Source organism: Shewanella sp. ZOR0012 (genome assembly GCF_000798835.1).
Classification (GTDB): domain Bacteria; phylum Pseudomonadota; class Gammaproteobacteria; order Enterobacterales; family Shewanellaceae; genus Shewanella; species Shewanella xiamenensis.
On the sequence record NZ_JTLE01000094.1, the window covers coordinates 4,497,029 to 4,523,079 of the forward strand.

The following is a 26,051-nucleotide window of genomic DNA, read 5'->3' on the forward strand; positions in this document are numbered from 1 at the left end:
TCGCTATGACAATACTCTGTACAATTTCCCCCAAAGCTCGTCTCGGTGGAAAAGAGGAAATGCCGCCGCGTATCCTTAACGGAATTAGATGGATTTTAAACACTTTTAATTAATTATTTTCAATCAGTTAAATGACTAACATGCTTTTTAGTTCAAATTTTAAAGCTGAGATTTACCTCACTAAGTACAGAAATATTTAGCTTTGGGGGTGTCATGGCGATGAAATTCCACTAAAATAGCCGTCTAGATGTAGATGCTTCTACACGTTTGATTGCTAACAACGAGATTTTCCTACTATGGCAAAGCACTTGTTTACTTCTGAGTCGGTCTCAGAAGGTCATCCCGATAAAATTGCAGATCAGATTTCTGATGCTGTGCTAGACGCGATTCTGGCCCAAGATCCCAAAGCACGTGTCGCGTGCGAAACGTATGTCAAAACTGGCATGGTATTAGTAGGTGGCGAAGTGACCACCTCTGCCTGGGTTGATATTGAAGAGCTGACCCGTAAAACGGTTCGTGAAATTGGTTATATCCATTCAGATATGGGCTTCGATGCCGATTCTTGCGCCGTATTAAACGCGATTGGTAAACAGTCTCCAGACATCAACCAAGGTGTCGACCGCGCCGATCCAAAAGAGCAAGGTGCCGGCGACCAAGGTTTAATGTTTGGTTATGCCAGCAACGAAACTGACATTCTGATGCCTGCGCCTATTACTTATGCCCACGCATTAGTGAAGCGTCAATCTGAAGTGCGTAAAAACGGCACTCTGCCATGGTTACGCCCAGATGCGAAAAGCCAAGTTACCTTCGCTTACGAAGACAACAAGATTGTTGGTATCGATGCGATCGTACTGTCTACCCAACACAGCCCTGATATCGCCCAAGCGGATTTGATTGAAGGCGTGATGGAAACCATCATCAAACCAGTTCTGCCAGCACAATGGCTGAGCAAGGACACTAAATACTTCATTAACCCAACTGGCCGTTTCGTTATCGGTGGTCCAATGGGTGACTGTGGTTTAACCGGTCGTAAGATCATCGTGGATACCTACGGTGGTATGGCGCGTCACGGTGGTGGTGCATTCTCTGGTAAAGACCCATCAAAAGTTGACCGTAGTGCTGCTTACGCTGCCCGTTACGTTGCGAAAAACATCGTAGCAGCAGGTCTGGCAGACCGTTGTGAGATCCAAGTGTCTTACGCTATCGGTGTAGCTGAACCGACTTCTATCAGTGTTGAGACTTTCGGTACGGGTAAAGTATCTGAAGAAGTCTTAATCAAGTTAGTCCGTCAACACTTCGACCTGCGCCCATACGGCCTAACTGAAATGTTGAACTTAGCTCGTCCAATTTATCAAGCGACTGCCGCTTATGGTCACTTTGGTCGCAGTGAATTCCCATGGGAAGCGACGGATAAAGCTGACGCACTGCGCGCCGATGCAGGTCTATAATCTACATTATCCCCATGCTTTCGCTTGTAAAAAAACCGCCTAACGGCGGTTTTTTGTTACCAATGACAAAGGTTACAACCTTTAACTTTTTAAAATGATAAGTACAATCGAATATTAGGTGACGAGTCTAGTATTGAGACTATCTTCCTATTATTCCGTAAAACAAGGCTCTAAATGCACACCATGGCAACAGTCTTTACCAGCCCGCTTAGCAACATATAACGCCGCATCGGCTGCACTAAGTAACAGAGTTTCAGAATCACGAATTCCTGCACAGAGAGTCGCAACCCCAACACTCGCACTCAATCGAGTATCTCCCTCGATAACAATATCCAATGCTTTAATTGCTTGACAGATCTTCTCAGCAATCTGTTGAGCATTTTCTCTATCCGTATTGCCTAGGATTAACGCAAACTCGTCTCCCCCAAACCGGCAAGGTAAGTCAGCAGGACGTTGGCAGAAAGACTTCAACACTCTTCCCACCATCTGTAACGAATCATCCCCCATCTGATGGCCAAGGTGATCATTACATGCCTTGAAATTATCCAAATCCAGCATAAGAAGGGAAAGCGGGGTTTGCTCTCGCTGACTTCGACGCCACTCGTTGTGCAAAAAACGACTAAATAACCGCCTATTAGCTAAGCCAGTTAATGCATCGTGTTCAGATAAATCCGCTATCTCTAGCTCCAGTAGTTTACGCTCAGTAATATTGGCATGGGAAATAACGTAATAACCGGGTTCAACGCCTTGGCCTTGAACTGAGACGACTCGCATCAGAAAATATCTTAAGATATCAGGACTATGGCAAGGGTACTCCATAGAAAATCGCTCTTGGTCATGCTGAATAACTCGGCGAATACCCTCAAATGCGGTTAGTGCAAGCGGCTCATCAGAACCTGCACACACATTCATATAGTTTGTCCCAATCCAATTATAGCCCTTCGGCATACCATTTTGCTCGGCAAACCGATTCCATGAAAGATTGGTAAATTGTATGACACCTGTACTATCAATTACCGAAATTTGATCCTCCAGAGAATCTAGAAGAGCAGCCAGAAATTTGGCATGTTCGATAAAATACGATCCATCACACCAATCATCATCCACCATGGCAGTGTACATCCCGCGCTAAAAACAATACAAATTTGATAAATAAGTAGGTTAAGTAAAGCAGCCAAATCCCAATACGCCAAGAATAAATACTCAAAAAGAGGTACTAAATAACTTAATACTAATGAACAAATGAGCAAGTTATTATCAAGAACACTAAGTAACTAAGTTTACCATTATTAGGGCGTGTTGACGTTTCCACTTTTATAACAATTAGGCGCGATGTTATGCTGTGCAAAGTGCATGACGTGTCGTAATCCCTCGTTTGGCGAAATAAGAAACACAAAGCCACTGCAGAATTTATTATTCTAAGGAATATCAGAATTGTTTATGTTTTAGCAGTGGTCAAAATGAGCGTTTTGCATACACAGCAGGTTTATCTGCGCGGCGGATAACAGTGCACACTCTTGTTCGCCAATTATCCTTGCACCTTGAACGACCTCAGGCGTTAAACATACTATAGCCGCACTGTAAGCATTGGTGCGGCCGCAATCGAGCCAACAATCTTCAATCTGTAACCAATAATGGGGGCGACTATCTTCGCAATCGACTTCAAATCCTCGGGCCTCACATTGCTGCAAGGCACACTCGGATAATAATACGCGCAGGTTGTCCCACGCCGATAAACTAGTCTGGGCATAGTTAGTCAACAAGATATTGACCAAGGATTTACTCACCATTTATCTCCAACCAAAAGGCTTTAGCATCGGGTCCTGGCATTGCCTTGGCATATAACCAACCTTGCACATAAGCAACACCAGCTTCTTTTACAAACTCGGCTTCAACACAGGTTTCAACACCCTCAGCTGTTAAGCTAAAACCTAAACTACTACAAAGTTTGCAAATTTGCAGATATAAAGTACGACCTTTAGGCTCACTGGCATTGGCGAGAATACTGCGATCTAGCTTAATACCATCGACATTGATTCGACTCAGTAGACTTAAACTCGAAAACCCAGTACCAAAATCATCCAACCAAAAACGGAAACCACACTGCTTAAGCTGTTTGATACAGCTATCAATGCGGCTTAGATCCAACATGAATGCCGATTCTAACATCTCAATTTCGACCTGATGAGCAACACTACCTAATCTATCATTCATAATCGCTAATAATTGACTATCAGTGATGTTATTGGGGTCAATATTGATACTGACCTTAGGAAAAAAGCCCTCTAATGCCCAACGAGCAAGATCTTCTGCAACGGTATTAATTACAAAACGATCAATAATGTGGGAATAGCCCGCACGTTGAAACGCATCAATAAAATAAGGGCCTTTTAAGGCCCCATACTCATCCCGAAGACGAATAAGCGCCTCAAATCCAACCACTTTACCATCAATTAAAGCAATCTTAGGTTGATAGTGAAGCTGTAATTCACCGGCTAACACCTCTTTGATGGTTTTCTCTAAATTAATTTCAGCCTTTAAAGACTCTGACTGTTTTTTTAGATAATGTGTTTCATTCATCAGCTCAATATCTGCTTGAAATTGAATCCTTTTGATAAGCTCACGATCGAACTCATAGTGTTCACTCATTAAAGAAAATCGCTGTACAAATGGTAGATAAATCAACACACCGATAGCTATCAAAAAGCATTGAAATATTACAGCACTAAAATGCCCACTCGCCATATAAGCATTAATAAATGGAGGTGTTATCCAAGGAAAGCTATGAGCATCAAATTCTAGAATACCTATACTGATGGCGCTATAGGCCAATATAAAATTCACTATGGGCGAGAGTATAAATGGCAATAATAATCTAGGGTTGAAAATAATAGGTAAACCATAAATTAATATTTCATTGATATTGAAAAATGCAAAGGGTGTTGCAATCTTAGCAATATGGCGTGTTGCACTGTCTTTAGAACTAATGAAAATAGCAATAATGAGCGATAAAGTTGCCCCGCTGCCACCGTAAAGAATAAACAAATCCATAAATTGACTAGCAGTTAGATTAGGTACAACCTCAGTCAAGCCATTATCGACACCAATTAATAGTAGATATGCATTATCACCGTGCACTCCGAAGCTCCAGAGCACATGGGTTAATAAAATACGGATAAACAATTGGATCCCAATACTAGCGGTTTGCAAAGTATCAATTAGTGGCGAAAAAAACCAGCTAAGTAAGGCAGATGCTTCAGTAACAAGCATCAATATAACCATAAAACAAATAACTACTGGCAAAAAAATATTCAGATGCTGTTTTAAGTATCGACTCAATGCTTTTCCTTTTACTAAGTCTAGCCATCGCCAAGTAACCAATATGCGCAATAGATATGCCGTTAAAATCGGTAATAAAACCACCCGAGGATCACCTAAAACCACATCAACATAATCAATGCTAAGTACTTCCTCTGTGGTTGGCACATGCAAAGCCAGTAAGATGCTAAAGGAGATTGAGCACACAACAATCGCTGAAAGCTGAAGATATTTGGCAAAATGGAAGGAAAGAGAAATAAGCGCAAGCAACGGAAATATCTTTGCAAGCTGCACAGAAAAAAATGTTAAGCCATAAAAAAATGCCGTTGTTTGCCATTCCGGGATCCAACTACTTAATAACGCTATAACCAGTGATAGTAGTGAGTTTACAAGAATAAACGGCAATAACGCGATGAAGGACTCACGTACAGAGATAAGAAAACTTCTGTCCAGAAAATTTCGAAGTTCAAACATGATATCAGGGTTATTATTGACAACTATTTAATAAAACATAGTCGATCAATCTTTTAGGACACAATCAACCTAAAAAATACTGATTTTTGAAAGCAGAACAACGTAACATATGGCGGGAAAACGAGTTAACGATGAGCGAGTGCATATGAGCGAATATCAACGCTCATAATATAATAATCCCTATCAGAAAAAGTAAAAAAATCTGCAACTTGCATTTTAGCTTTACGAGTATGCGCCGCCAAAGAACGCTCATTTTCATCAGCTATAAACGTCACCAGATAAGTAAAACTAGGCGCAACTTCTCGGTAAATGCGAGTAACAAGTGCCTCAAAAACGCCTTGGCCACGATATGCTTTATCAACCCAGATAGGACCGTATTGGCAGCTGTTTTGCACCGTTAATTGAGGACCATCGCCATTGATTCGATTCAATCTTTTCAACAAATTGCGATAAATTGGCCAGATCTCAAAAAACGACCAACGTCCCGCAATCACATAACCTATAATGCGTCCGTTAATTTCAGCGACCACAATCCAATGCTTATCAATTAGCTGAGTTAATTCATTACGATTAAATGCTTGCCCTTCCAAATTGACACCATTAGACATTAACTCATCATTGAGATGCTGGCGCTCTAACGCGGCCAATATATCAACATCTTGTTTAGTTGCTAATCGCGTTTGCATCAGAGGTATGTCCAAGTTGAGCTTATCACTAGATTTTAAGCGCGTCAGTATACTTAAATAAATGCTAAAGACTTTATTTTTTAGGAAAAAATTTGCTAATAACGCTATTGTTTCCCACACTTATTGAATTGTAGGTCATTCACTCGCCATTTTATGCTGCCAGAGACTATCAATTCCCAAATCAGTGTGCTTGACAACGATCTACTTCAAGTCAATTTAGGTCGTTGGATGCAACAATGCGAATTAATAAAAAGTTACTACAGCGCTACCCACGTGTTTGTATTACAGATAACGCAATCGGGTTTTGAAGTGATCGTCAGTTCTGTCAGCGAAACGCCGCTTTTTACTTCTGGCACGCTTTTTCCAAATAACTTCCCGCTCTTTGAAGCATTAAAAAATAGCAACATAGACGGAGATTATCTCAATTTAAGCCGCTTTATGCTCGATGAACTTCCAAGAGATTTTGACGGAATTCAATACATTCTGTCCCGCCCCATTGCATGGCCAGATGGCAGTCAATTTGGTTCACTATGCGTGTTAAATCCCCATATGGCCGATCCTTTAAGCAACAGCGCCATGCTTGAACCTTTCCAAATCCTGCTTCAGCAGGAATTATCCCTGTTATGTCAAAACCATAGAATCGAATCGCTATCAATGCGCGATCAAGAGACCGGCATGCTCAACCATTACGGCTTTATGATGATGGCTCCTAGGCAACTCAATCTTGGACGACGCTTTGGCGCCCATGCGGGGATTCTTTTCTTCGAATTGATTGAAGCTGACTCGCCGGAAAAACGCTTAGAAGAGAAACATCACAGGCTCCTCGGTAATTTGGTTCAAGATACCATTCGCACAGCCGATGTTGCAGCCCATTTCAGCGCGACTCAGTTTGTGGTGTTAGCCTTTGTCGATAGCGAACGCGATATATTGCACATTATAAAGCGGGTCGAAAAACAATTAGAACAGCAAAATCATCACCTTAAACTCGATTCCAGTTACAGTTTCTTTACCCCTGAATCGACGGCTAAGTTAGCGCCCATGATGGAAGATGCTCGCTGTAAACTAAAATCTATGTTGTAAGAGCCAACACAATCGAGCAGTAATCAGGCAAAAGGGATCAATGCCGAGCTTTATAACAACCCCGCTGCAGACTCGGCCGAGTTGTAAAAGTCGCAAACGCTATTATTTTGGCAACTCATCCTGACGCTTCGCCCATTGGATAAATAACACCACAGGATAAGGTGACATCAACACTAAGCCTAAGCCAATTAAGCTTGCGATCAATAACATCCCACTGATTTCTAGACTCCATTGAGTCAACATATAAAGCCCAAGTCCACAAACTAACATCAAAACCCCTAACCAATGTAAAAACTTCAACAAATTCATAGTGCTTTTAATGCTATCTTGCATATAAACCTCTTTTTATCTCTCGCTAAACTTGTACACTATTGCCATGAATATCGAAAAAGGAACTGAGACAATGTTAAAACAAACATTTCTATTAAGCGCATTACTTTTTGGCTTAACGGCTTGTCAGAGTACTGACGTCGCCCATCAAGACACAGTGTCATTACAGGGAAGCTGGCATATTGAAGCAGTCCAAGGACAACCGACTGTTGATTACAGCCCAGCTCAAATCACCTTCGATGCTGAAGGTAAGCTTTCAGGCAATAACAGCTGCAATAACTTTTTTGGCCAATATAACCAGCAAGGACAGGAGTTGAAAATCATCCCTGGTGGCAGCACCATGAAAGCCTGTGTCGATTCATTGATGCAGCAAGAGCATAAAGTCATGCAAGCACTACCACTGGTCGCTAAAGCCAAATTAGTGCAAGGACGTCTGACATTACTCAGCAGCGACGATAAACCTGTTTTAGTGTTAACCCAACTGAAATAAAAGTGTATCGATAATAAAAAACCGCCGATTGGCGGTTTTTTATTCGAATCAAATCTTAACTCGATCGATTAACTCTTAGTCGCAGCACTTTCGTTTGCGGCATTTTGCTCTGCAATCACGGCGCTTTGCACCATATCAGCATTGTAATGCTCAACGTCAAGCTCATCTTCTGATTTGGCAATTACGGTCGTCGCCACTAAGTCACCAGAGACGTTCACAACAGTTCGCGCCATATCCAAAATGCGGTCAATCCCCGCAATCAAGGCTACACCTTCTAAGGGTAAGCCCACTGTCGAGAGCACTAGAGTCAACATCACTAAGCCTGCGCCCGGTACCCCCGCGGTGCCGATTGAGGCTAACGTCGCGGTTAAAATAATCGTTAGATAGTCGACCCACGTTAAATCAATCCCAAAGGCCTGCGCCACAAAAAGCGCGGTCACGCCTTGGTATAGGGCTGTACCATCCATATTGATGGTGGTGCCTAAGGGCAATACGAAACTGGAGATCTTCTTGTTTACCCCAAGATATTCGCTCGCACATTTCATACTTGCAGGTAAAGTGCCTGCCGAACTTGAGGTGGTAAATGCCACCGCCATCGCATTGCTGATCCCCTTGAAAAAATGCAACGGATTAAGCTTGGCAAATAGGCGCAGCACTATGCTGTAGAAACCTAACACATGGATAATACAGCCAATATAAACGGCAATAATGACTTTAATCAGTGGCCATAGCATGTCGATGCCATACTCACCCGCAACCCATGCCATCAGACCAAACACACCATAGGGCGCAAGCTTCATCACCATATCGGTCAACTTGTACATGGCCTCAGCAAGGCTCTCAAACACCTTAATCGCAGGTTTGCCATGGTCGCCAATCAATACCAATGCAATCCCAAGTGCCACGGCAAACACAATGACTTGTAGGATCTGGCCACTCGCCAATGCAGCGACAGGGTTGGTGGGCACTATATCAATCAGCGTTTGCATCACCGAGGGTACTTCTTTGGCCGTACTTACCGCCTCGTGTTGCAACAAAGGAACACCCGCACCAGGTTGAATCACATAGCCCACCACTAAGCCTAGGCTTATCGCAATCGCCGTCGTACAGAGATAAAACGCAAAGGATTTAAAACCAATCCGGCCCATTTTGGCGGTATCTTCCATTGAGGTGACACCAACAATCAAGGAACAAAAGACTAAAGGCACAATCAGCATTTTGATGGTATTCACAAACAGCGTGCCAATAGGTTTTAGGTAGGAAGCTTGCTCGCCTAAAGTGACCCCCACCAGAATCCCGAGCACCATACCAACGAAAATTTGTAGCCACAGGGGCACTGACATCCAAGCAGACCAGATCCGGCCTAAGGCTGATGACCTTTGTTTTGACATGTTTATAACCTTGAATTTGAAATGATGATAGGGCAAAGCCTTATCCTTGGCGGGACTAACCTTCAATTAGCCAGCCGCCGAGTCTACCATAAGCAATAAAACTTTAAGGATGATCTATATCACGTTGATATCAACCGCGGCAAAATCCAGCTAAAGCATGGCTTAGGCCTCGAATTGCGCCGTATTGTCTGACGGAGCAAAACGTTGACGATACAACGATGCAGGCGGCTGCTCCCGCTCAATAAGGTAGCTCCAATAGTCATCATCGAAACCGCTAAAGAGTGACTGATTTTCCCCCTGAGATTTTAGGATCAAATACCACCAAACCAGCCCCCATAAGCCAAAGGTAACTAAAGTTAGCATAAAGTGCATCCCATGGTTAACTTGAAGATCTTTATGAGCATCATAAGGTTGTAAGAATATTGGTTTAAACCGACGAGTTGATTTAACGAATCCCATAATCGCGCCACTTCTGCTAGTGAAAACCTTATTCAAGCCTAGCAGATTAGACTTTAGTCGTACAAAATTTAGCCGCAATTAAAGGGCAATAGGGATCTGTGCTCACTCGTTCTGATGGGGGGTTCCGTGCTACAGTGTATGCCTAACTCATCCCGATACATCAGCGTCATCCCAAACACAAGAGCGGTAAATGCCATTAACCGCCGAGGAGTTGTTAAATGTTGATCCGTAAAGCTAAAGTGCAAGATCTTAGCGCCCTAGTCCAATTTAATCAGGCAATGGCGCAAGAGACTGAAGGTCTTGCCTTAGATGAAACCACGCTTATCAAAGGCGTCAATACCCTACTTAATCATCCCGAAAAAGGCTTTTATCTGGTGGCTGAAATCGATGCCGAAATTGTCGGCTCGCTGATGGTTACCTTCGAGTGGAGCGACTGGCGAGCCAAAGATTACTACTGGATCCAGAGCGTATATATTCGCCCGCAAAATCGCCGTCAGGGGATTTATGGCAAGCTCTATGCTGAGGTAAAACAATTGGCCGAGGCCAATGGTGGCGCCGCCAGCTTCCGTTTATATGTCGAGCAGGAAAACCTCGCAGCCCAGCAAACCTACCAAGCCTTAGGGATGAAGCAAAGTTACTATCTAATGTACGAAGAAAAGTAATAAAAAAGGATCGAGCAATGCTCGATCCTTTCATTTAAACCGCTTATGTATCTCAGTCTTAACTGAGTAGACCAAATAGAATCGCCGTCATCGCCAGTAAACCCGCAATCACCACAAACACATTGCTGATACGGTGACGATAAGCTTTTAGTGCCGGCACTTTATACACAGCATACATTGGCATTAAGTACAAAATCGCCGCAATCACTGGGCCGCCTAGCGCCTCAATCATTCCCAGAATACTTGGGTTTTTAATCGCAACGCCCCAAATGGTGGCAAACATAAACACGAGGATAAACTTGTTCAGTTTATTGTCACAGACTTGCTTATTGCTTGAGCGTAATTGCTTAACAATAATGCCCTTCATACCTTCAGTTGCGCCCATATAGTGACCAAAGAAGGAAGAAACAATCGCGATAAAGGCAATGAAAGGCCCGAAATAACTGACAAAACCGCTATCATGCACGTTTGCTAAATAGGACAAAATCGGCAGGTTCTTTGCCTTCGCTTCGGCCAATTGTTCAGGCGACAATGACAACACGCAGGAGAACACAAATAGCATCACAAAGCCGACTAACATCATCGACGTATTACGCAGGATCACATCGGCCTTACGTGCGGCATTGCCGCCATGGTCGCGCTTAAGGGAAACCGAAAATTGCGAAATCGCCGGAGAATGGTTAAAGGCAAACACCAGTACAGGGATGGTTAGCCATACTGTGCCTAAAAAGGCGCCAGTTTCAGGCACAACTTGCAGTGCATCCATTTTCCATTCAGGAATAAGATACAAAGACATAAAGGCCAAAATCCCTACCAGCGGATACACCAGCAGTTGAGTCACCTTCAACATAAATTGCTCACCGGCTACCATCACGGCCATCATGCCGAAAATCAAGATACCAGAAAGCAGAAAACGCGGCGGTGATGCCATGCCCAATTGGTTGACGATAAAACTATCAACAGTATTGGTGATCCCCACGCCATAGATCAGCACAATCGGATAGATCGCTAAAAAATAGAGCAGCGTAATCGCCTTGCCCGCGCCAATCCCAAAGTGTTCTTCAACCACTTGGGTAATGTCACTGCCAGGAATGCTCGATGAACAAACAAAGCGTGAAAGACCACGGTGGGCCAAATAGGTCATAGGTCCGATGATAATGGCCATCAAGACTAAGGGCCAAAAACCACCCATACCCGCATTGATAGGTAGAAAGAGAATGCCCGCCCCCACAGCGGTACCAAATAAACTCAGCATCCAAGTAGTATCTTGGCGCGTCCAAGGTAAGCGTCTTGTTGTGCTTTCTTGCGTGCTTTGAGGTGTTTCTAAAACACTGATCGCATCTTTTTGCATAGTAAAATTACCTTACGGTGAAACCGCATAAAAAATTCGGCGTAAGGATAGCGAAAAAGCTTAAGCAAAAGTTGATCTAAAACCATTTTAAGTAATGGAATTTCAAATAAAGCTGGGATTGAGATCTAGATCTATGAATTTATGTAATAAATTTTCAATAGCGCATCAAAGTGATCACAATTAATCACCAAGAAAGTACAGTAAATTTACCCTTAAGCCTAAATGGCGACATTACTCTGTCGTCGATAAAAGCCACAAAAACGTGTTAAATCGCAAAAAACCGATAAATACAACAAAGCTCAAACAACCACTATAAAAACTTGAACTAGATCACTAGCGGCATTGTTAAATTTTTACATTTTGTAACGTTGAACAACCTATAAAAAGCCCACCCAATAAAAAGGCCCACCTAAGTGGGCCAATGAATCACCACCCGACTAGCGCAGCATTATTGGGCTTTTTGCAGCACCAACTCAGTGGTTGAGACTACGGCTGGCGCAATATCAGCTTCCTTAAACAGTAAAGGACGGAAACTCTTACTGCTGGAATACAGATTGCTTTGGTCGGTAAACGAAGGCGACAGTAAATTGCTCGACTCAGAATAAGTGAGCATGCCGCGCGCAACAGGGCCCTCATCGGTAAAGCTCACCGCCATCATCCAACTTGAACCATAACGTATTTGATATCCCTTCGCCGTTAAGCCAGAACCCATGGCTTTGCCTGTAACGACGTCCATCAGAGGCGCATATTTATGTTGTGGAATTAACGTATCGTCGCCTGACAAGCTAGTTGAAAACACGTTAAAACCACCCTCAGCGTTGTGACTCCCTGGCCAAGGCAAACGCGCTCCGCTGGCAGTACCATCGGGAAGAGACTTCTCGACAAACTGCACATCACCTAGCGGTGCATCTAAAGCAAAACCTGCGGCTTCTAAATTCAGCGCCGCATGAGCAAGCGCCACTAATGCACTGCCGTCGGTAGCCAGTGTATTCGGAGTGGTCGCCGCATTCGCGGGATCAAATCTCTTGGTCAGCATCGTCTTTTGATTAAACTGATGGGCAAATTCGCGCAGTAAGGCGCCGCCTTTGCTGTCATTATCTTGCTTACCATTCCAGGCTTTTAACGCCGCACAAGCTGAGGTGAGATCTTTTGATAAACTGGCAGACACTACCACAGGCGTACTGCCTTGTGCCTCACATTGGGCAATTAATGCCGGCAAGACCAGTTCAGCCAAGTAACTACGATTTGATAATACGGCAGCCTCCAACTCTTGGAGATTGAACTTACCATCGCTCCCTGCTGCATCCTGCATTAGCGTTAATCCCATACGGGTACGCAGTGATAATTGCCCTGCTTCTGGGCCATACATAGGCGAGAAGTACGTCAGGGGCTCATTCAAGTTTGTTGACCAGAAGGAGTCATTGGAGTTTTGCACAAAGTCACTACGCTCCAGCTTAGGCGCACGTTCATAGGGCGTGGGGCCACTAAAGCTAAACAAGGAAGTATTACCCGGCAAAATAGTAAAGCCTGCTTTCTCTTTTGCCGCCTTAATATCGGGCGAAGTCTTTAACAGCACAACGGCAGACTCGGACAAACCGGGTACTGTCGAGTCGTCGATATAGAAGGCATTACCCTCTTTATCGGCATACATAGTGTTGTTGAAAATAACCCCGTCGTAATCTTTAAAGGCTTGTTGAAATTCATCTTTATTGGTCGCTAAGTTCATGGCGAGCCAGTGATCGACAGGATCCATTGTCGCCATATTGGCATCTTGGATCATAAAGGCACTGCCATCATCCCAACCAAAAGGCGCAAGCGTAGGTGGCGCCTCAACCATAGGGCCTTTGGCCGTGGTGTAAATATCCTTTTCAGCCACTAACATGCCCGCAGGACCGGCGTTCACTATGATAGAAACCGTCTCTTTATTGATCGGCATGGGCTTACCATCAAACAGATATTGCAATCTATCGCCCGAGACCAACTCAAGGTTGTACATCACAAAATGCTCAGCAGTTGAGAAGGTATGAGTCCAAGCTAAGTCTTTGTTAAAACCTATATTGATCGGGCCAGGCATCCCCACCAGCGAGCCACCCATCATATCTAAATGCCCAGGGATGGTAATATGGGATTGCCAAAAACGCAGGTTACCCGTGTGCGGGAAATGCGGGTTGCCCAGCACCATACCGCGACCATTTTCGGTCTTATCTTTACCCAGTCCCCAGCCGTTAGATCCTAAATCCCGAGGATTGGTTTCTGGCGTGGTAATACGGGCTGCACGGGCTATCAATTTAGACTGCATATCGCTAACAAACGCGGTCTGCTCTTGGCTTGGCGCAGGCCCCACGATACGTGGCATATATTCCTGCGCATCCCCAGGATTAGCGTAGAAAATCAAATCGAGGAAGTTAGCCGCTCCGGGTAACAATGCAATGGAAAACAAATAAGTGACCACATCTTCAGGCACGATAGGTTTTACCCAAGGTTGGCCGCCACAGAAAGGTTCTGCTGTTTGTTTACCCGCCTCCACATCCGCAAGATACTGGTTATAACCCGCGGTAAAACCTTGGATTAATGCACGAGAGCGTTCACTAAACTGCGGCCACTTAGCTTCGGCTTGCGCACGGATTTTTAAGGCTTTGTAGGCAAAGTCGGAGATTAAGTTGCCATTATCTTCGGCGGTAGGTAGCCCTGTGGTGAAATCTATCGACGCATGGGGGCCGAAGTACATAGAGCGCTGGGAATTCGCCTTAATAAAACCATCGGCGAGTACACAGAGGTTGTCCTGCGCTTGTGCGTAACCGCTACCAAAACCTAGGCTTTCTAAATTGTCGGCTTGGATATGGGGTACGCCGTAGGTGGTTCGTCGGATATTGGCTTTGAGTAAGCCATTAGGGGCAAAGGTTTGCAGTTGGGTTTCAGGTTCGGTAGGTGGAGTACTATCTTCGCTATCGTTACAGCCTGTGAGCATCACCCCGCAGGCCATCCCCATCGCGATCATGAGTTTGTTGAATTTCATTATTATTATCTCTTAATTTTGGTTCCTTCAATGACATCGCTTTACTGCTTAAATCAGCTAACTTACTGAAGGAGCAATAATGGCATGTCGCTTCCTGATGCTCGGCTATGGCTATTTGCTCCCCAAACATTTGCTTTTACTGAGCTGTTTTTACTGAGTCATAGCAATGAATATGGCAGAATAGAAAACCCATAGGCGAGACACCTCCGACCATTTAAGCAATGATCCATATGAGCGTCCACTTTAAAAATCAAAATAAATAACTTATATGCAACAAAATATTATCAAGGTAATCGTTGGGTCGAAAAACCCCGTCAAAGTGAATGCTGCGACCAATGCGATGAAGCTGCTGTTTCCTGAATCCCAGATTGAAACCCTCAGCATGGACGCACCTTCTGGCGTCCCCGCCCAACCCATGACAGATAGCGATACCCGCCAAGGTGCAGTGAATCGCGTTAACTATTGCCAACGGCATACCGAAGCTGATTATTATTTTGCGATGGAAGGCGGCGTCGACCATTTCGAGTTTGGCCCAGCAACCTTTGCCTATATTGCGATTGCTCACCAGCAACGCTTAAGCATTGGCCGTGGCGCACTGTTACCGCTGCCGATGCAGGTTTATCAAGCACTTGAAGCGGGTGAAGAATTAGGCCATGTAATGGATAGATTATTTAACACTGTTAATATCAAGCAAAAAGGTGGCGCAATAGGCCTGCTCACCCACGGCCACGCTACTCGTGAAAGCAATTATACCCAAGCAATCATCCTCGCGATGGCGCCGTTTTTAAATCCCGAGATTTACCCATAAATTTGTTAATAAAATATTGCAAAACAACGCAAATCCCGCTAATTTAGTTGTAACTTGCAACTAAATTATGCGATATAAGCCTAGCTAGCCCACCGGCTTGCAGTACTCGTCAGGCTCAACGTTGCATAACGTAAAGGCGTTTAATTAAACTATGGCAAATGATTTAGACTCATCTAGCCAACTCCGGCAGCTCTCTCGCTATATGGTGAGGCATTTAGGCATGCTTAACGCAGCAGTCGGTGATTTACCTCTCTCCCCCGTGCAAGCCCATGCTTTGCTTGAGATCGGTAATCAACCGCAAACCATTAAAGATCTCGCCTGCAAACTAAGTATTGATAAATCCAATGCTAGCCGAGCAATAAAGCACTTAATCGATAAGCATCTCGCCCAGAGCCAAATGCATCCAAAGGATAATCGCTGCCTTGTCGTACAACTGACGAGCGCGGGTAAAAAGCTACTCGCAAAACTCGATAACCAACAAAATCAGCTGTTTCAAGAAATATTAGCGCAACTCACCCCTGATCAAATACACCATATTGAGCAGGCGCTGATGCAGTACAACCAAGCAATAGATAAAGCCAAACAGCAATCGGGCTATATTATTCGTGCAGCCTCTGCCACCGATGATGCCGCCATAGCCCAAGTTATCCGCGATGTATCTGCCGAATATGGTTTGACCGCAGATAAAGGCTATAGCGTGGCCGACCCGACCTTAGATTGTTTAAGTCAAATTTATTCGCAAGCGGGTGCTCAATATTGGGTTGTTGAATATGAAGGTAGAGTCGTTGGTGGTGCAGGCATTGCCCCACTTGCCAATAATGCAGGCATTTGTGAACTACAAAAAATGTACTTTATGCCCGAAATCCGCGGTAAAGGCTTAGCTAAACGTTTAGCATTACTCGCTCTCGACTTTGCCCGTCAAACGGGTTACCAAAGCTGCTACTTAGAAACGACTGCGATATTAAAAGAAGCACTCAAGCTCTATGAACACTTAGGTTTTTACTCTCTGAGCGCACCACTAGGAAATACTGGCCACGATGCCTGTGAGATCCCGATGTTATTACCATTGCAACCTAAATAATTCCATTTAGCAGGCCACGGATGGTCTGCCAACCGAGTAAATCCCCGCTATATTCTTCGCTAAACATCCTGCCTGATAATAAGCGGCAATCAATGCCAACCAACACAGTTAATCACTTATTCAACTAAAATCAGTCTTTAATTCTCCTTATTAGCATAGAGTTTTAGTGGCTAACCATATTAAAATACACACAAAATCACTCAGTTAAATGATGTTTATTTGAAATGATTTTGCTGCATTATTGTTAAAGCATTAAATAGGGAAGCCCATGCTAAATTGGATTTTTGGTGATAATAATCTCACCCTGCGGGAAATATGTGTTAATAACGAGCTGTCTACAGCCAAGAAAATTCAAAAAATTAATAAGTACCTCGCCAATGGCGGTGATATTAATTTTATTGATCCCGATATTTCCCCCTGTAATGTGTTAGTCCCGCTTTCTCGTAGCCCTGAATCCGACCTCGAATTGATACAATATCTGCTGGATAATGGCGCTCAAATTGAATGCAATGGCTTTAGTGCCCTGCACGCAGCAATTGAGTTTAATAATCCTGAGTTGGTAAAGCTCTACCTCAAGGCTGGTGCTAACGTTTACTATCAAAATCAATTTAATAACTGCTGGTTAAACTACTTATTTCATCCAAATCCTCAGTATATCTACCAAGATAATCAGCGGATTATCATGCTCGATCACTTGCTTGAACTGGGGCTGGATATCAATCATTCAGTAAGTTTTTGGACCAATGGCGAGTTAAATCATCCCTTAGAAATCCTTTATGCTGAGCGCAGTAAAGATGTCTTTTTACATCTCATTAATAAAGATCTTTATTTGGACATTGGCCAATTAAGCCTGATTGAAGAGATTATTTTTTCCAGCGACTTTTGGGGAGTTGAAGCCTTCGCGCCATTAGTAAAACGCTATCCTGAGTTTAAAAAGTCCCGTTATATTATGGCCAACGATAGCAGCTTTTGGGATGACGCCAATTTACTCGAACTCTGTGTCTACGCTAAATCACAACAATACACTGAATATCTGCTAGATCATTATCCGCAGCTCAAAGCCGACTCCCACGCTAAAAGTTTGCTCTATGCGGCATTGACCTCAGAATTTGACCTCAGAATTATCGAAAAATTGATTAAGGCGACCGTCGATATCAATCGCATCTATAGGATGACACCGCCTGACGCCGACCATTCCCCCGTGCTCAACCAATTTATTAATAACGCCCAATTTACCGATGTGAATCAACGGGAATATATCTATCAAGTACTAGAGCTGTTGCTCAAATATGGCGCGGATCCCAATTCTGTATTTATGAATGCGGGTAAACCCTACGAAATGTTGGCCTGGTCGAACTTGCGACTATTGGTTTATCCAATGGTCGAGAAGAAAACCTTTCTACCGGAGTTTCTCGACCTCTTCATAAAATATGGTATGGATATCAATAAAAAATTTGGTGCGGTGGATGAACCAAGCTTGCTGACTATCTGCCAACGTGGTTCGGGTAAAGAAGATCAAGCCACACTTATCCAAGTGATGGAATATCTGCTCACCAAGGGACTCGATTTAAGTCTCACCAATATCTACAACACTAACTATGTGTCCGCTGCGGCCATCGCCTGTCGAACCCAAGTACTTGAATGGCTGATTAACCAAGGCGGGGATATTTTTACCCATTGCGGCCATGATAATTCGCCTATTCTGCACAAGGCGATTTCGACCTACTGGTGGGATCAGATTACTGGCCCGATGCGGCGTAATACAGTGGAACTATTACTAAGCCACGGAGCCAAAATTGAAGAATTCTCAGTAGATGAACAATTTACACCACTGATGTGCGCCTGCTATTACGGCGCGCAGTCCTGCGTTGAGGTGTTACTCGAACATGGCGCCAACCCCAATGCCATCAATGCCGAAGACACCACCCCCGCCCTTTGCGCCGTGATGGGCGGCAGCTCGAATGAGTTTCCTCGCTTTGAATCAACGGCGGTGCGGATCTTAAGACTATTGCAGCAATATGGCGCTGACTTAACCGTAACTAATAGTATCGGTAATAACCCGCTAAGCGTGACTATGGAGCAGGAATATAAAGAGATTTTCGAAGTACTACTGCAAATCGTCCCCTACAGTGAGTCCCAACTTGAGCAAGCTCTGAGTAAAGCCCTGCCACAAAGTTATTTCCAACGTCGGCTATTACAGAAGCTAGGGCGTGAAATACCCCCCACCCCCACAGTTATCGACCATCACGTAGCGAAGCCAGAAGTCGCATCGCTTACGCTTGAATGTGGCACAACCCATGTGGAGGCGCCAAAACCTGCACATACTCATAAAGCCAGATTAGAGGTCAGTGATGCGGCGGTGGATAGAAGCCAAATCCCGACGCTATTTGATCTCAAAAACAAAGTGCTGCATTTCTTTAAGCCGATAGCCAGCGATCCAAGCATCACGGCTCAACAGTTAAACTCGGTTAAAGAACTGGTGGAACTATTGATTGAAAAGCTCGACAACTTTAGCTTTTTCCGCAATCAAGCGACAAAAGCCGAATTTGAAGAAGGGGTTCAGGACTATCTCGATGAAATGGTTGATGAAATCAACAAGGTTATCGGGGATGATTATCCCGCACTTACCGAAGCCTTAGTCGATTCTGTTTGGACAATTTTGCAATACTTTAGGGTAGAAATTGAAATCGAAACCGCACTAAGAAAGCGCTTTTGGTAGCAGTGAGCACCTTAGCTAGCAACCCAAGATAAAGCCCCTTTTATATCGTCACTTAAAGGGGCTTTATACTTTCGAGTTTAAGCCTAACCGCGGATCAGCAGACTTAGCAGTCTATTCGCCAACATAATGGCGAAAGCTAAGGTTTAATTAAACATCAGAGGCTTAAACATTAGAAGCTTTTGCAAGCAGCAACTGGCTACGGATAATTTGGCGGATCTGATTATGCAGTTCAAATACTCGAGCGCGATCATTGAGATTTAGCGATAGATTTTCCAGCATCACCAAATCCATATTAAATTCGGGATAATGCAGCGTCATCGACATATAACCGGTTAAATAACCCGTATGACTGTATTCGACGAGGCCATCGTCCTTATTGATCCTTATTCCATAACCATAACGCATATTCGGCCACAAAAATGGCAACTCGATATACGCAGTGGTCATCCTTTGATAACTCTCTGGACTCAACAACTTGCCAGCATGTAATTGCTGCTGAAAGTCGGCATAAGTGGCCGCCGAGGCAATAAGTCCGCCAGCGGGCAACAAAGCTTCATCAAGCACTAAATCAGAGGGGGCAATCACCTCGCTTTCCTGTAAACCTACAGCGAGTGAAGGCACTTTGCTGTGAATAGCCGCAATACTGCCAAGCTCTGCACTCAAACCATGAAGCTGGTATCGCGTTGCAAACTGCGCCACTTGCTCGGCAAAGGATTGGTGATTAACCTTCTCAAGCACTTGCCCAAGCAGTGAATAACCAAAGTTCGAGTATTCAAATTGGCGACCAGGCTCAAATCGATTGGCCTTACCCAGTTTATCGACGCCCGATGTATGCGTCAGTAGTTGATGCAGCGTAATCCGCTCATCATATCGACTGGGATTTAAAGCGTTTGCACTTGAATTTGTGCCCGCCACAACGGCTTTTAGTACCTTGTTATCTCCCTTCGCATCACCCAAAAGGTAATGATTAAGCGTTTGAGTTAAATCGAGTTTCCCCGCATCAACCGCCTGTAATATCAAGGTTGCAGTGATTTGTTTAGAGAGCGATGCCATCACAAAGCGCGAATCTTTACTAATACCTTCACCCTTTTGCAATTCAAACAGTGGTTTCCCCTCTTCAAGCAGAATGACACTGCCACTAAATGGCTGCGGCGAATCCTTGATCGCGGCTTGGATTAAGCTCTTAATCTCCGCAGTCTTTGAGACAGAGGATGCTGTTTGGCTTTCAAGCTTAACTGACTGACCGCCTTGCGCGCTTTCCGACACAATCGCAGTTTCAAACGACTCGCCAACACTATTGGCACTTGGGAATAATAACAACCCCGATAGCAGGGAGCCGATAACACTCAAACGCATGGGTTATCCTTAACTTAATTAGCAAATATTGCCTGATTAGAAAGCGGCCAGCTTATCATAAGTTTTCATAGTGTTGCGGCGTTTGAGATGAGCAATTAAAGTATGGATTGAGTTTTTAAAAGCAAAGTCAAAGTCGTGGGGCTTCACCCCCATTGATTTTTAATAAAGAGTCGACCAAAGAGAACTGCTCGTCCTATCCTCCTTGCCTATCGTTTTCACATCAGCCAAGACGCCCCTGACGGAGTTGAAAACCCCTTGGGCATTTAGCGTCCCTTATGTTATCGCATCAGACGCTCCCCCTGATTCGACTGCCCTGCGGCAACTCCTAGGGGATAGTGAACTCCAGTAGCTTTAGTGCTGCCTGCTCGTCATGCAAAGCAAACCGAGTAACGCTTACCATAATTTTTAGAAAATTTAACAATGGGTGGCTCGTTAAATTCTGTTGGATAATGAGCGAATGAAATATCGAAAGATGTTGCAATATGTTTTTGTTATACAATAAGTTATGACATTTGCGTGCAAGCATAGATAGTGCTATTTTGTAAAAGAGATGAGTTTTTTGTCTTTATTAGGCGTGTGTTAAAGGTTAAAAAATCACGAGTAAAGGAGGTCTGGTCGTATGCCGATCAAACAAACAGGAAACTTCGACTTAGCATCAGGAATTTTGGCTTCTACGAAAACTAAGCTCGCAATATTTCTAACCGAAGAAGAAATTTCCAAGACTGAAATTATTTTAAAAGATGGAAAACTTAGCTTTAATGCCGAAAACTCCATCTTGGATAAAATCACAGCTGAATTCGGGAAGCCCGCAGAAAGGAATTAATGTCAACATGTCAAACTCTTCTAACAATAATCGAACCTTTGTTGTCAATGGTTCACAGGTGAATAAAAATACAGCACCAGAAACTCAAGCAACATTAGCTAAATATCAATTAATGTACTCTGTTACGGGTTTATTTTTGGGTCTGGCAGCTATTATTGGCGGTATATATCTCTTTGTTCAAGGTGTTAGCGGAGCTTCTGACTGGGATATAAAACTCCTAGGTGCTGAGTCTAAAATTGCACAAGCTGCTCCTGGATCAATTTTGTTTATAGTCGGTTTATTCATGGTGTTTATAACTCGTTATAAGTTCAAGCATATTGTAGCCAAGTAACTCATTATTAATAAATCATGCTGTCAGCAGTATTATCAGAGGAAGATTATGGAGTATTTTTTAGGTCCCGATGCGGAGAAAGTATTTCTAGAAAACCACGAGAAGTTATCTGCAGAAAGTGATCGTGGTGCTGTTATTCTTTCTGCATCTTTACTCGATTCTGCATTGGAAGATAACCTAAAGGCATTTTTACTAAGTCCAGTTAATAAGAACGATGAATTATTTTCTGGGCGAGGTGCTCCATTGGGTACATTTTCATCGAAAATTGAGATGTGTTATAGGTTAGGAATTATTAGTGTCGGTGTTCGTTCTCAACTGAACAAGTTCAAGGCTATTCGAAATGACTTTGCTCACAATCTAGATTCTGCAAAGTTAGATGATGAAGCAAATAAAGACAGAATGCTGGCAATTTTGAGGTCGGAACCTGGCATTCCACAAGCTTTGAATAGCATAGTTATTCAAGGTGGAACTAAGTGTGACAAAAGCTTTGAGAAGAACTTACTGGACGGATTTGGCTCTAGGCATACATTCAATTTATTGTTTGCGGTAGTATGCATGTGGCTAAAAAGAAGCGCGATTTCAATAGAAAAAATCAATTATTTTGAGCAGAAGAGTTAACCAAAGTATTCTTACTACGTTCGCAACGTCGCCTATTTTTACAAAGTACCTTAAAAACATATCCACATTTTATTTGCGGCTGATTTCGGCATTATCCATAAATTTCCTTATAATTGTTTGCTCGTAATCCATCTTTGAATCACTCTACATCAGACTGATTCACGCCACCCCAAAAACCAGTCCTAGGCCGCCATTTGCAGCTATTTTGGGGCGTTTTTTTCCTTTAAGATGAATCAATACTGGTTCATGCCCCTGTTATGCCTATTTCGACTGGAGATATCGAGTGTTGGTTGGTTTGTAGCCAAACGAAGCGTTGCTATTAGAAGAGCTAATCCGAATCTGGCTAAGAAAGGTGAATTATCTAACAAGGCTTTGTCCCAAAACAAGCAACATATCTGCTTTAAAATAAACAGGCGACACCGATGTTAAACAGGTGAGCCATGGTGATTAGCGAGACGACCGTCCGCCCCCATGGCCGCTTTTTGGCATCCATGCCATCGCGGCATTCGTGAATCCATTCACATCAGACGGGGCGGTCGAGCATCCAAGGACGGACTTGCTGCGTGTCGGTGAGTCAATGCCATGGCGAGCCTATTCACATTGACTAATGTTAACAGCCACTTTTGCCACGTCTTTAAAGCAATCTCAATCACTATTCGCTTGAGGGGAAGCCGAAAGCAGATTATGTTGTTGATTTAAAATGGCAGATAGAATTATTGGTTGCCGTTTTCAATGGCTAAGGCGTGTAGTAACTGAAATGGACAACTTTGACTATAAATTGGGTACGATAAACGGGATACTCACAGGGCTATCCTATGTAAACAATAAAACGAATCACGGCTATACGTTTGAAATCATTAAAATTGATGCACCAAAACCATTAGAGATTGCAACGGAAAATTATCTTAAGGGTTTTTATAAGGATGCCACGGTTAGCTTTAGTGAAGTCATAGACTGGCGTAGTGAGATCAATGCAGCACTTCATGATTGGCTTTTTTCCTATATCCTACCTACAACACCGAGCGGTTGCGGCTCAGCTTTTGCTTCTGTTAAGGATGTCGATAACGCCTTTTCAATGTCCATAAAAAGCTTTAGAGACGAATTTATCAAACAGATAAGTGATCAACTTGATGCGCTGCTAGAGGTCAAAAGGGTTTTAGCTGTTTCATTGATAACGGATGAATGGTACGAGATGGAATGGGTTGATTTTGCTATCGAGGGCAAGAAAGGAGTTGTATTGCTTCACTTGGGCGTTTCTGATTGATCTCCTTTAAATTTGCTTCACAGGAACAGGTTAAATATCCCTATGAGCACTGAACTTATCCATGCAGTTAAAGCCAAGGATACACTTGCGGTTAAGCGCATTATTGCTAATGGCGCTGATCTTGAAGGCGTTGATAAGAATGGGATGACGGCACTGTTGCATGCCTGTGATCTACAGTCTTTTGAACTGCTCAAACTATTAGTGGATGCGGGTGCCGATGTGAATCATCCAAATGCGCTGGGGTATCGTCCGCTCGATATTGCTTACTGGCAAGGAGAGTTTCGCATGGGATGCTATACCACTGAAAGTCTGCGTATGGTGAGCTATTTAAGCCACCATGGCGGTAAATCCTTTAGCTAGATATCAAAGCCAACTAAAAGCCCTATAAACAAAAATCGCGTTAGGCTCCGCTGTTCTAGCTTTGCCTAACGCGATTTTCTATTCCACTTACCACTTACCGCTTAATCACCAAAGTCATCGAGCAGGATATTTTCAGGCTCGACCCCTAGGCTTTCAAGCATACGGATCACCGAGGAGTTCATGATTGGAGGGCCACACATGTAGTACTCGCAATCCTCTGGTGCCTTATGATGTTTAAGGTAATTTTCGTAAATCACATTATGGATAAAGCCAGTGTAACCCGTCCAGTTATCCTCTGGTAACGGCTCCGACAGCGCCACATGCCAAACAAAGTTGTCATTCTCAGCCGCTAATGCATCGAAATCATGTTGGTAAAACACCTCACGGGTCGAACGGGCACCGTACCAAAAACTCATCTTACGCTTGGTCTTTTTACTCTTTAGCTGATCGAAAATATGTGAGCGCATCGGTGCCATGCCCGCACCACCGCCGATAAATACCATTTCTGCATCAGTATCCTTCACAAAGAACTCACCGAATGGGCCAGAAATAGTCACCTTATCCCCCGCCTTAAGGTTAAAGATGTAAGAAGACATCTTACCCGGTGGCACATTGGCCGATGGTGGCGTGGCAATCCGCACGTTAAGCATAATGCGGCCCTTTTCATCGGGATAGTTCGCCATTGAATAGGCGCGCAGCACATCTTCATTAACAGTGGAGACTAAGTCGAACAGACCGTATTTTTCCCAATCGTCGCGGTACTTAGCCGGAATATCAAAGTCGGCGTATTTCACCACATGGGCAGGCGCTTCAATTTGAATATAGCCCCCCGCCTTAAAGCGCACGTCTTCACCTTCGGGCAGTTTTAGCAGTAACTCTTTGATAAAGGTGGCCTTGTTATCGTTTGAGATCACCTCACATTGCCACTTCTTCACGCCGAAGATTTCTTCCTCTAGCTCAAGTTCCATATCGGTTTTCACCGCGACTTGGCAGGCGAGACGACAACCTTCTTTGGCTTCTTTTTTAGTGATATGCCCTTGTTCTGTGGGCAGAATATCACCACCGCCCGATTTGACTTTCACCCGACACTGGCCGCAGGTACCGCCGCCGCCACAGGCCGAGGGAATAAAAATATTCTTGCTCGCTAAGGCGCCAAGCAGTTTGTCGCCTGCGGCAACTTTAATGCTTTTCTCAGCATCGTCGTTAATTCCGATAGTGATCTCACCGGTAGTCACTAATTTCTTTTTGGCGATAAGGATTACTATCACCAGTAGGCACACCACTAGGGTGAACATGCCTATGCCTATTGCCATTTCCATTCGATAACCCTTTTTCTAAACAGAATGCGGTTTCACTTTCTCAGCCACGCGTTACAGCGAGATCCCCGAGAAAGACATAAAGCCAAGTGCCATCAACCCTGTGGTAATAAAGGTGATACCAATCCCCTGTAAGCCTTCGGGAATCGCATGAAACTTCATCCGCTCACGCAGCCCTGCCAGCATCACAATCGCCAACGCCCAACCCGTGCCCGAACCCATGGCAAACACCGCCGATTCGGCAAAGTTGTAATCACGGTTAGCCATAAAAATCACCCCGGCAAAAATCGCGCAGTTTACGGTGAGCAGTGGCAGGAAGATCCCGAGGGAGTCATACAGGCTTGGAATGTATTTATCTAAAAACATTTCAAGGATTTGCACTAAGGCCGCAATCACACCGATAAAGGTGATCAGTTGCAGGTAACTTAAGTCGATGCCAGGCATACCCGCCCACGCCAATGCGCCCGGTGCTAATACCTTTGCATAGATCAGTTGGTTTAAGGGCACGGCTAAGGTCATCACCACGATAACCGCAACGCCTAAGCCGAAAGCGGTCGACACCTTTTTAGACACGGCTAAGAAGGTACACATACCGAGGAAGAACGACAGCGCCATGTTGTCTAAGAAAGTGGCCTGTATAAACAGATTAATATAGTGTTCCATATCCGCT

The 26,051-nt window shown here is 44.0% G+C and carries 23 protein-coding genes and 1 pseudogene; 12 read left to right on the top strand and 12 right to left on the bottom strand.

The genetic code is table 11. The features are described from left to right. The first annotated feature begins 296 nt into the window (after positions 1 to 296). Entirely contained in the window at positions 297 to 1,448 is a 1,152-nt protein-coding gene (metK, locus tag L976_RS21360) for a methionine adenosyltransferase (protein WP_037414745.1), read from the top strand. A 150-nt stretch (positions 1,449 to 1,598) separates the two neighbouring features. On the opposite strand, the gene L976_RS21365 is transcribed toward metK, so the two are convergent. The 4 genes from L976_RS21365 to L976_RS21380 all read right to left on the bottom strand — a co-directional run bounded on the left by L976_RS21365 (position 1,599) and on the right by L976_RS21380 (position 5,926). Next, entirely contained in the window at positions 1,599 to 2,570 is a 972-nt protein-coding gene (locus L976_RS21365) for a GGDEF domain-containing protein (protein ID WP_231570532.1), read from the bottom strand. Positions 2,571 to 2,893: 323 nt separating this feature from the next. Further along, on the bottom strand, positions 2,894 to 3,235 hold the full coding sequence (locus tag L976_RS21370) for a hypothetical protein (protein ID WP_081990974.1): 342 nt from the start codon (positions 3,233 to 3,235) through the stop codon (positions 2,894 to 2,896). After that, positions 3,228 to 5,240, bottom strand: coding sequence for an EAL domain-containing protein (locus L976_RS21375; RefSeq protein ID WP_231570533.1), 2,013 nt, complete (start codon positions 5,238 to 5,240; stop codon positions 3,228 to 3,230). Before L976_RS21375 ends, L976_RS21370 begins: the two co-directional genes overlap by 8 nt. A gap of 125 nt (positions 5,241 to 5,365) precedes the next feature. Continuing rightward, entirely contained in the window at positions 5,366 to 5,926 is a 561-nt protein-coding gene (locus L976_RS21380) for a GNAT family N-acetyltransferase (RefSeq protein WP_047540875.1), read from the bottom strand. Positions 5,927 to 6,079: 153 nt separating this feature from the next. Here L976_RS21380 and L976_RS21385 point away from each other — a divergent pair. Beyond that, a pseudogene (locus tag L976_RS21385) lies at positions 6,080 to 7,093 on the top strand (GGDEF domain-containing protein). 15 nt (positions 7,094 to 7,108) lie between these two features. On the opposite strand, the gene L976_RS21390 reads toward L976_RS21385, so the two are convergent. After that, complete coding sequence (locus tag L976_RS21390; protein WP_047539871.1) at positions 7,109 to 7,339, bottom strand: hypothetical protein; 231 nt, start codon at positions 7,337 to 7,339, stop codon at positions 7,109 to 7,111. Between the two features lie 70 nt (positions 7,340 to 7,409). Between L976_RS21390 and L976_RS21395 the strand changes: the two genes are divergently transcribed. Further along, positions 7,410 to 7,826 (top strand): META domain-containing protein, encoded by a 417-nt coding sequence (locus L976_RS21395; protein ID WP_047539874.1) that lies wholly within the window; start codon positions 7,410 to 7,412, stop codon positions 7,824 to 7,826. 68 nt (positions 7,827 to 7,894) lie between these two features. On the opposite strand, the gene L976_RS21400 is transcribed toward L976_RS21395, so the two are convergent. Further along, a complete protein-coding gene (locus tag L976_RS21400; protein WP_037414623.1) occupies positions 7,895 to 9,217 on the bottom strand; it encodes a dicarboxylate/amino acid:cation symporter in 1,323 nt (440 codons plus the stop codon). A 162-nt stretch (positions 9,218 to 9,379) separates the two neighbouring features. Beyond that, the gene (locus tag L976_RS21405; protein WP_047539877.1) at positions 9,380 to 9,676 is read right to left on the bottom strand and encodes a DUF4234 domain-containing protein; all 297 of its coding nucleotides are present in this window, start codon (positions 9,674 to 9,676) and stop codon (positions 9,380 to 9,382) included. A gap of 218 nt (positions 9,677 to 9,894) precedes the next feature. Here L976_RS21405 and L976_RS21410 point away from each other — a divergent pair, with 218 nt between their 5' ends. After that, positions 9,895 to 10,338 carry a GNAT family N-acetyltransferase gene (locus tag L976_RS21410; protein WP_047539879.1) on the top strand — a complete coding sequence of 148 codons (444 nt, stop codon included), beginning with the start codon at positions 9,895 to 9,897 and terminating at the stop codon, positions 10,336 to 10,338. A 58-nt stretch (positions 10,339 to 10,396) separates the two neighbouring features. Here L976_RS21410 and L976_RS21415 read toward each other — a convergent pair whose 3' ends face one another. Both L976_RS21415 and L976_RS21420 read right to left on the bottom strand, forming a co-directional pair. Beyond that, the gene (locus tag L976_RS21415) at positions 10,397 to 11,689 is read right to left on the bottom strand and encodes an HAAAP family serine/threonine permease (protein WP_037414617.1); all 1,293 of its coding nucleotides are present in this window, start codon (positions 11,687 to 11,689) and stop codon (positions 10,397 to 10,399) included. A 448-nt stretch (positions 11,690 to 12,137) separates the two neighbouring features. Next, on the bottom strand, positions 12,138 to 14,705 hold the full coding sequence (locus tag L976_RS21420) for an acylase (RefSeq protein ID WP_047539881.1): 2,568 nt from the start codon (positions 14,703 to 14,705) through the stop codon (positions 12,138 to 12,140). Positions 14,706 to 14,973: 268 nt separating this feature from the next. On the opposite strand from L976_RS21420, the gene yjjX reads away from it, so the two are divergent. The 3 genes from yjjX (at position 14,974) to L976_RS21435 (ending at position 19,313) form a co-directional block, all read left to right on the top strand. Then, the gene (yjjX, locus tag L976_RS21425; protein ID WP_037414615.1) at positions 14,974 to 15,513 is read left to right on the top strand and encodes an inosine/xanthosine triphosphatase; all 540 of its coding nucleotides are present in this window, start codon (positions 14,974 to 14,976) and stop codon (positions 15,511 to 15,513) included. A 151-nt stretch (positions 15,514 to 15,664) separates the two neighbouring features. Then, positions 15,665 to 16,594, top strand: coding sequence for a bifunctional helix-turn-helix transcriptional regulator/GNAT family N-acetyltransferase (locus L976_RS23000; protein WP_047539883.1), 930 nt, complete (start codon positions 15,665 to 15,667; stop codon positions 16,592 to 16,594). Positions 16,595 to 16,862: 268 nt separating this feature from the next. After that, the gene (locus L976_RS21435; protein ID WP_047539886.1) at positions 16,863 to 19,313 is read left to right on the top strand and encodes an ankyrin repeat domain-containing protein; all 2,451 of its coding nucleotides are present in this window, start codon (positions 16,863 to 16,865) and stop codon (positions 19,311 to 19,313) included. A gap of 162 nt (positions 19,314 to 19,475) precedes the next feature. Here L976_RS21435 and L976_RS21440 read toward each other — a convergent pair whose 3' ends face one another. Beyond that, a complete protein-coding gene (locus L976_RS21440) occupies positions 19,476 to 20,669 on the bottom strand; it encodes a serine hydrolase domain-containing protein (RefSeq protein ID WP_047539888.1) in 1,194 nt (397 codons plus the stop codon). 619 nt (positions 20,670 to 21,288) lie between these two features. On the opposite strand from L976_RS21440, the gene L976_RS21445 reads away from it, so the two are divergent. The 5 genes from L976_RS21445 (at position 21,289) to L976_RS21465 (ending at position 24,065) form a co-directional block, all read left to right on the top strand. After that, entirely contained in the window at positions 21,289 to 21,492 is a 204-nt protein-coding gene (locus tag L976_RS21445; RefSeq protein ID WP_047539890.1) for a hypothetical protein, read from the top strand. A 7-nt stretch (positions 21,493 to 21,499) separates the two neighbouring features. Then, entirely contained in the window at positions 21,500 to 21,823 is a 324-nt protein-coding gene (locus tag L976_RS21450; protein ID WP_047539891.1) for a hypothetical protein, read from the top strand. Positions 21,824 to 21,871: 48 nt separating this feature from the next. Continuing rightward, positions 21,872 to 22,441, top strand: a complete 570-nt coding sequence (locus L976_RS22535) for a hypothetical protein (protein WP_052184049.1) — start codon at positions 21,872 to 21,874, stop codon at positions 22,439 to 22,441. 700 nt (positions 22,442 to 23,141) lie between these two features. Next, entirely contained in the window at positions 23,142 to 23,705 is a 564-nt protein-coding gene (locus tag L976_RS21460) for a hypothetical protein (protein ID WP_047539893.1), read from the top strand. Positions 23,706 to 23,747: 42 nt separating this feature from the next. Next, on the top strand, positions 23,748 to 24,065 hold the full coding sequence (locus L976_RS21465; protein ID WP_047539895.1) for an ankyrin repeat domain-containing protein: 318 nt from the start codon (positions 23,748 to 23,750) through the stop codon (positions 24,063 to 24,065). Between the two features lie 101 nt (positions 24,066 to 24,166). Here the strand turns inward: L976_RS21465 and nqrF are convergent, their stop codons facing one another. Together nqrF and nqrE are read right to left on the bottom strand one after the other, a co-directional pair. Continuing rightward, positions 24,167 to 25,384, bottom strand: coding sequence for an NADH:ubiquinone reductase (Na(+)-transporting) subunit F (gene nqrF / locus L976_RS21470; protein ID WP_037414599.1), 1,218 nt, complete (start codon positions 25,382 to 25,384; stop codon positions 24,167 to 24,169). A gap of 51 nt (positions 25,385 to 25,435) precedes the next feature. Then, complete coding sequence (gene nqrE, locus L976_RS21475) at positions 25,436 to 26,044, bottom strand: NADH:ubiquinone reductase (Na(+)-transporting) subunit E (protein ID WP_011071187.1); 609 nt, start codon at positions 26,042 to 26,044, stop codon at positions 25,436 to 25,438. Between the last annotated feature and the right edge of the window lie 7 nt (positions 26,045 to 26,051).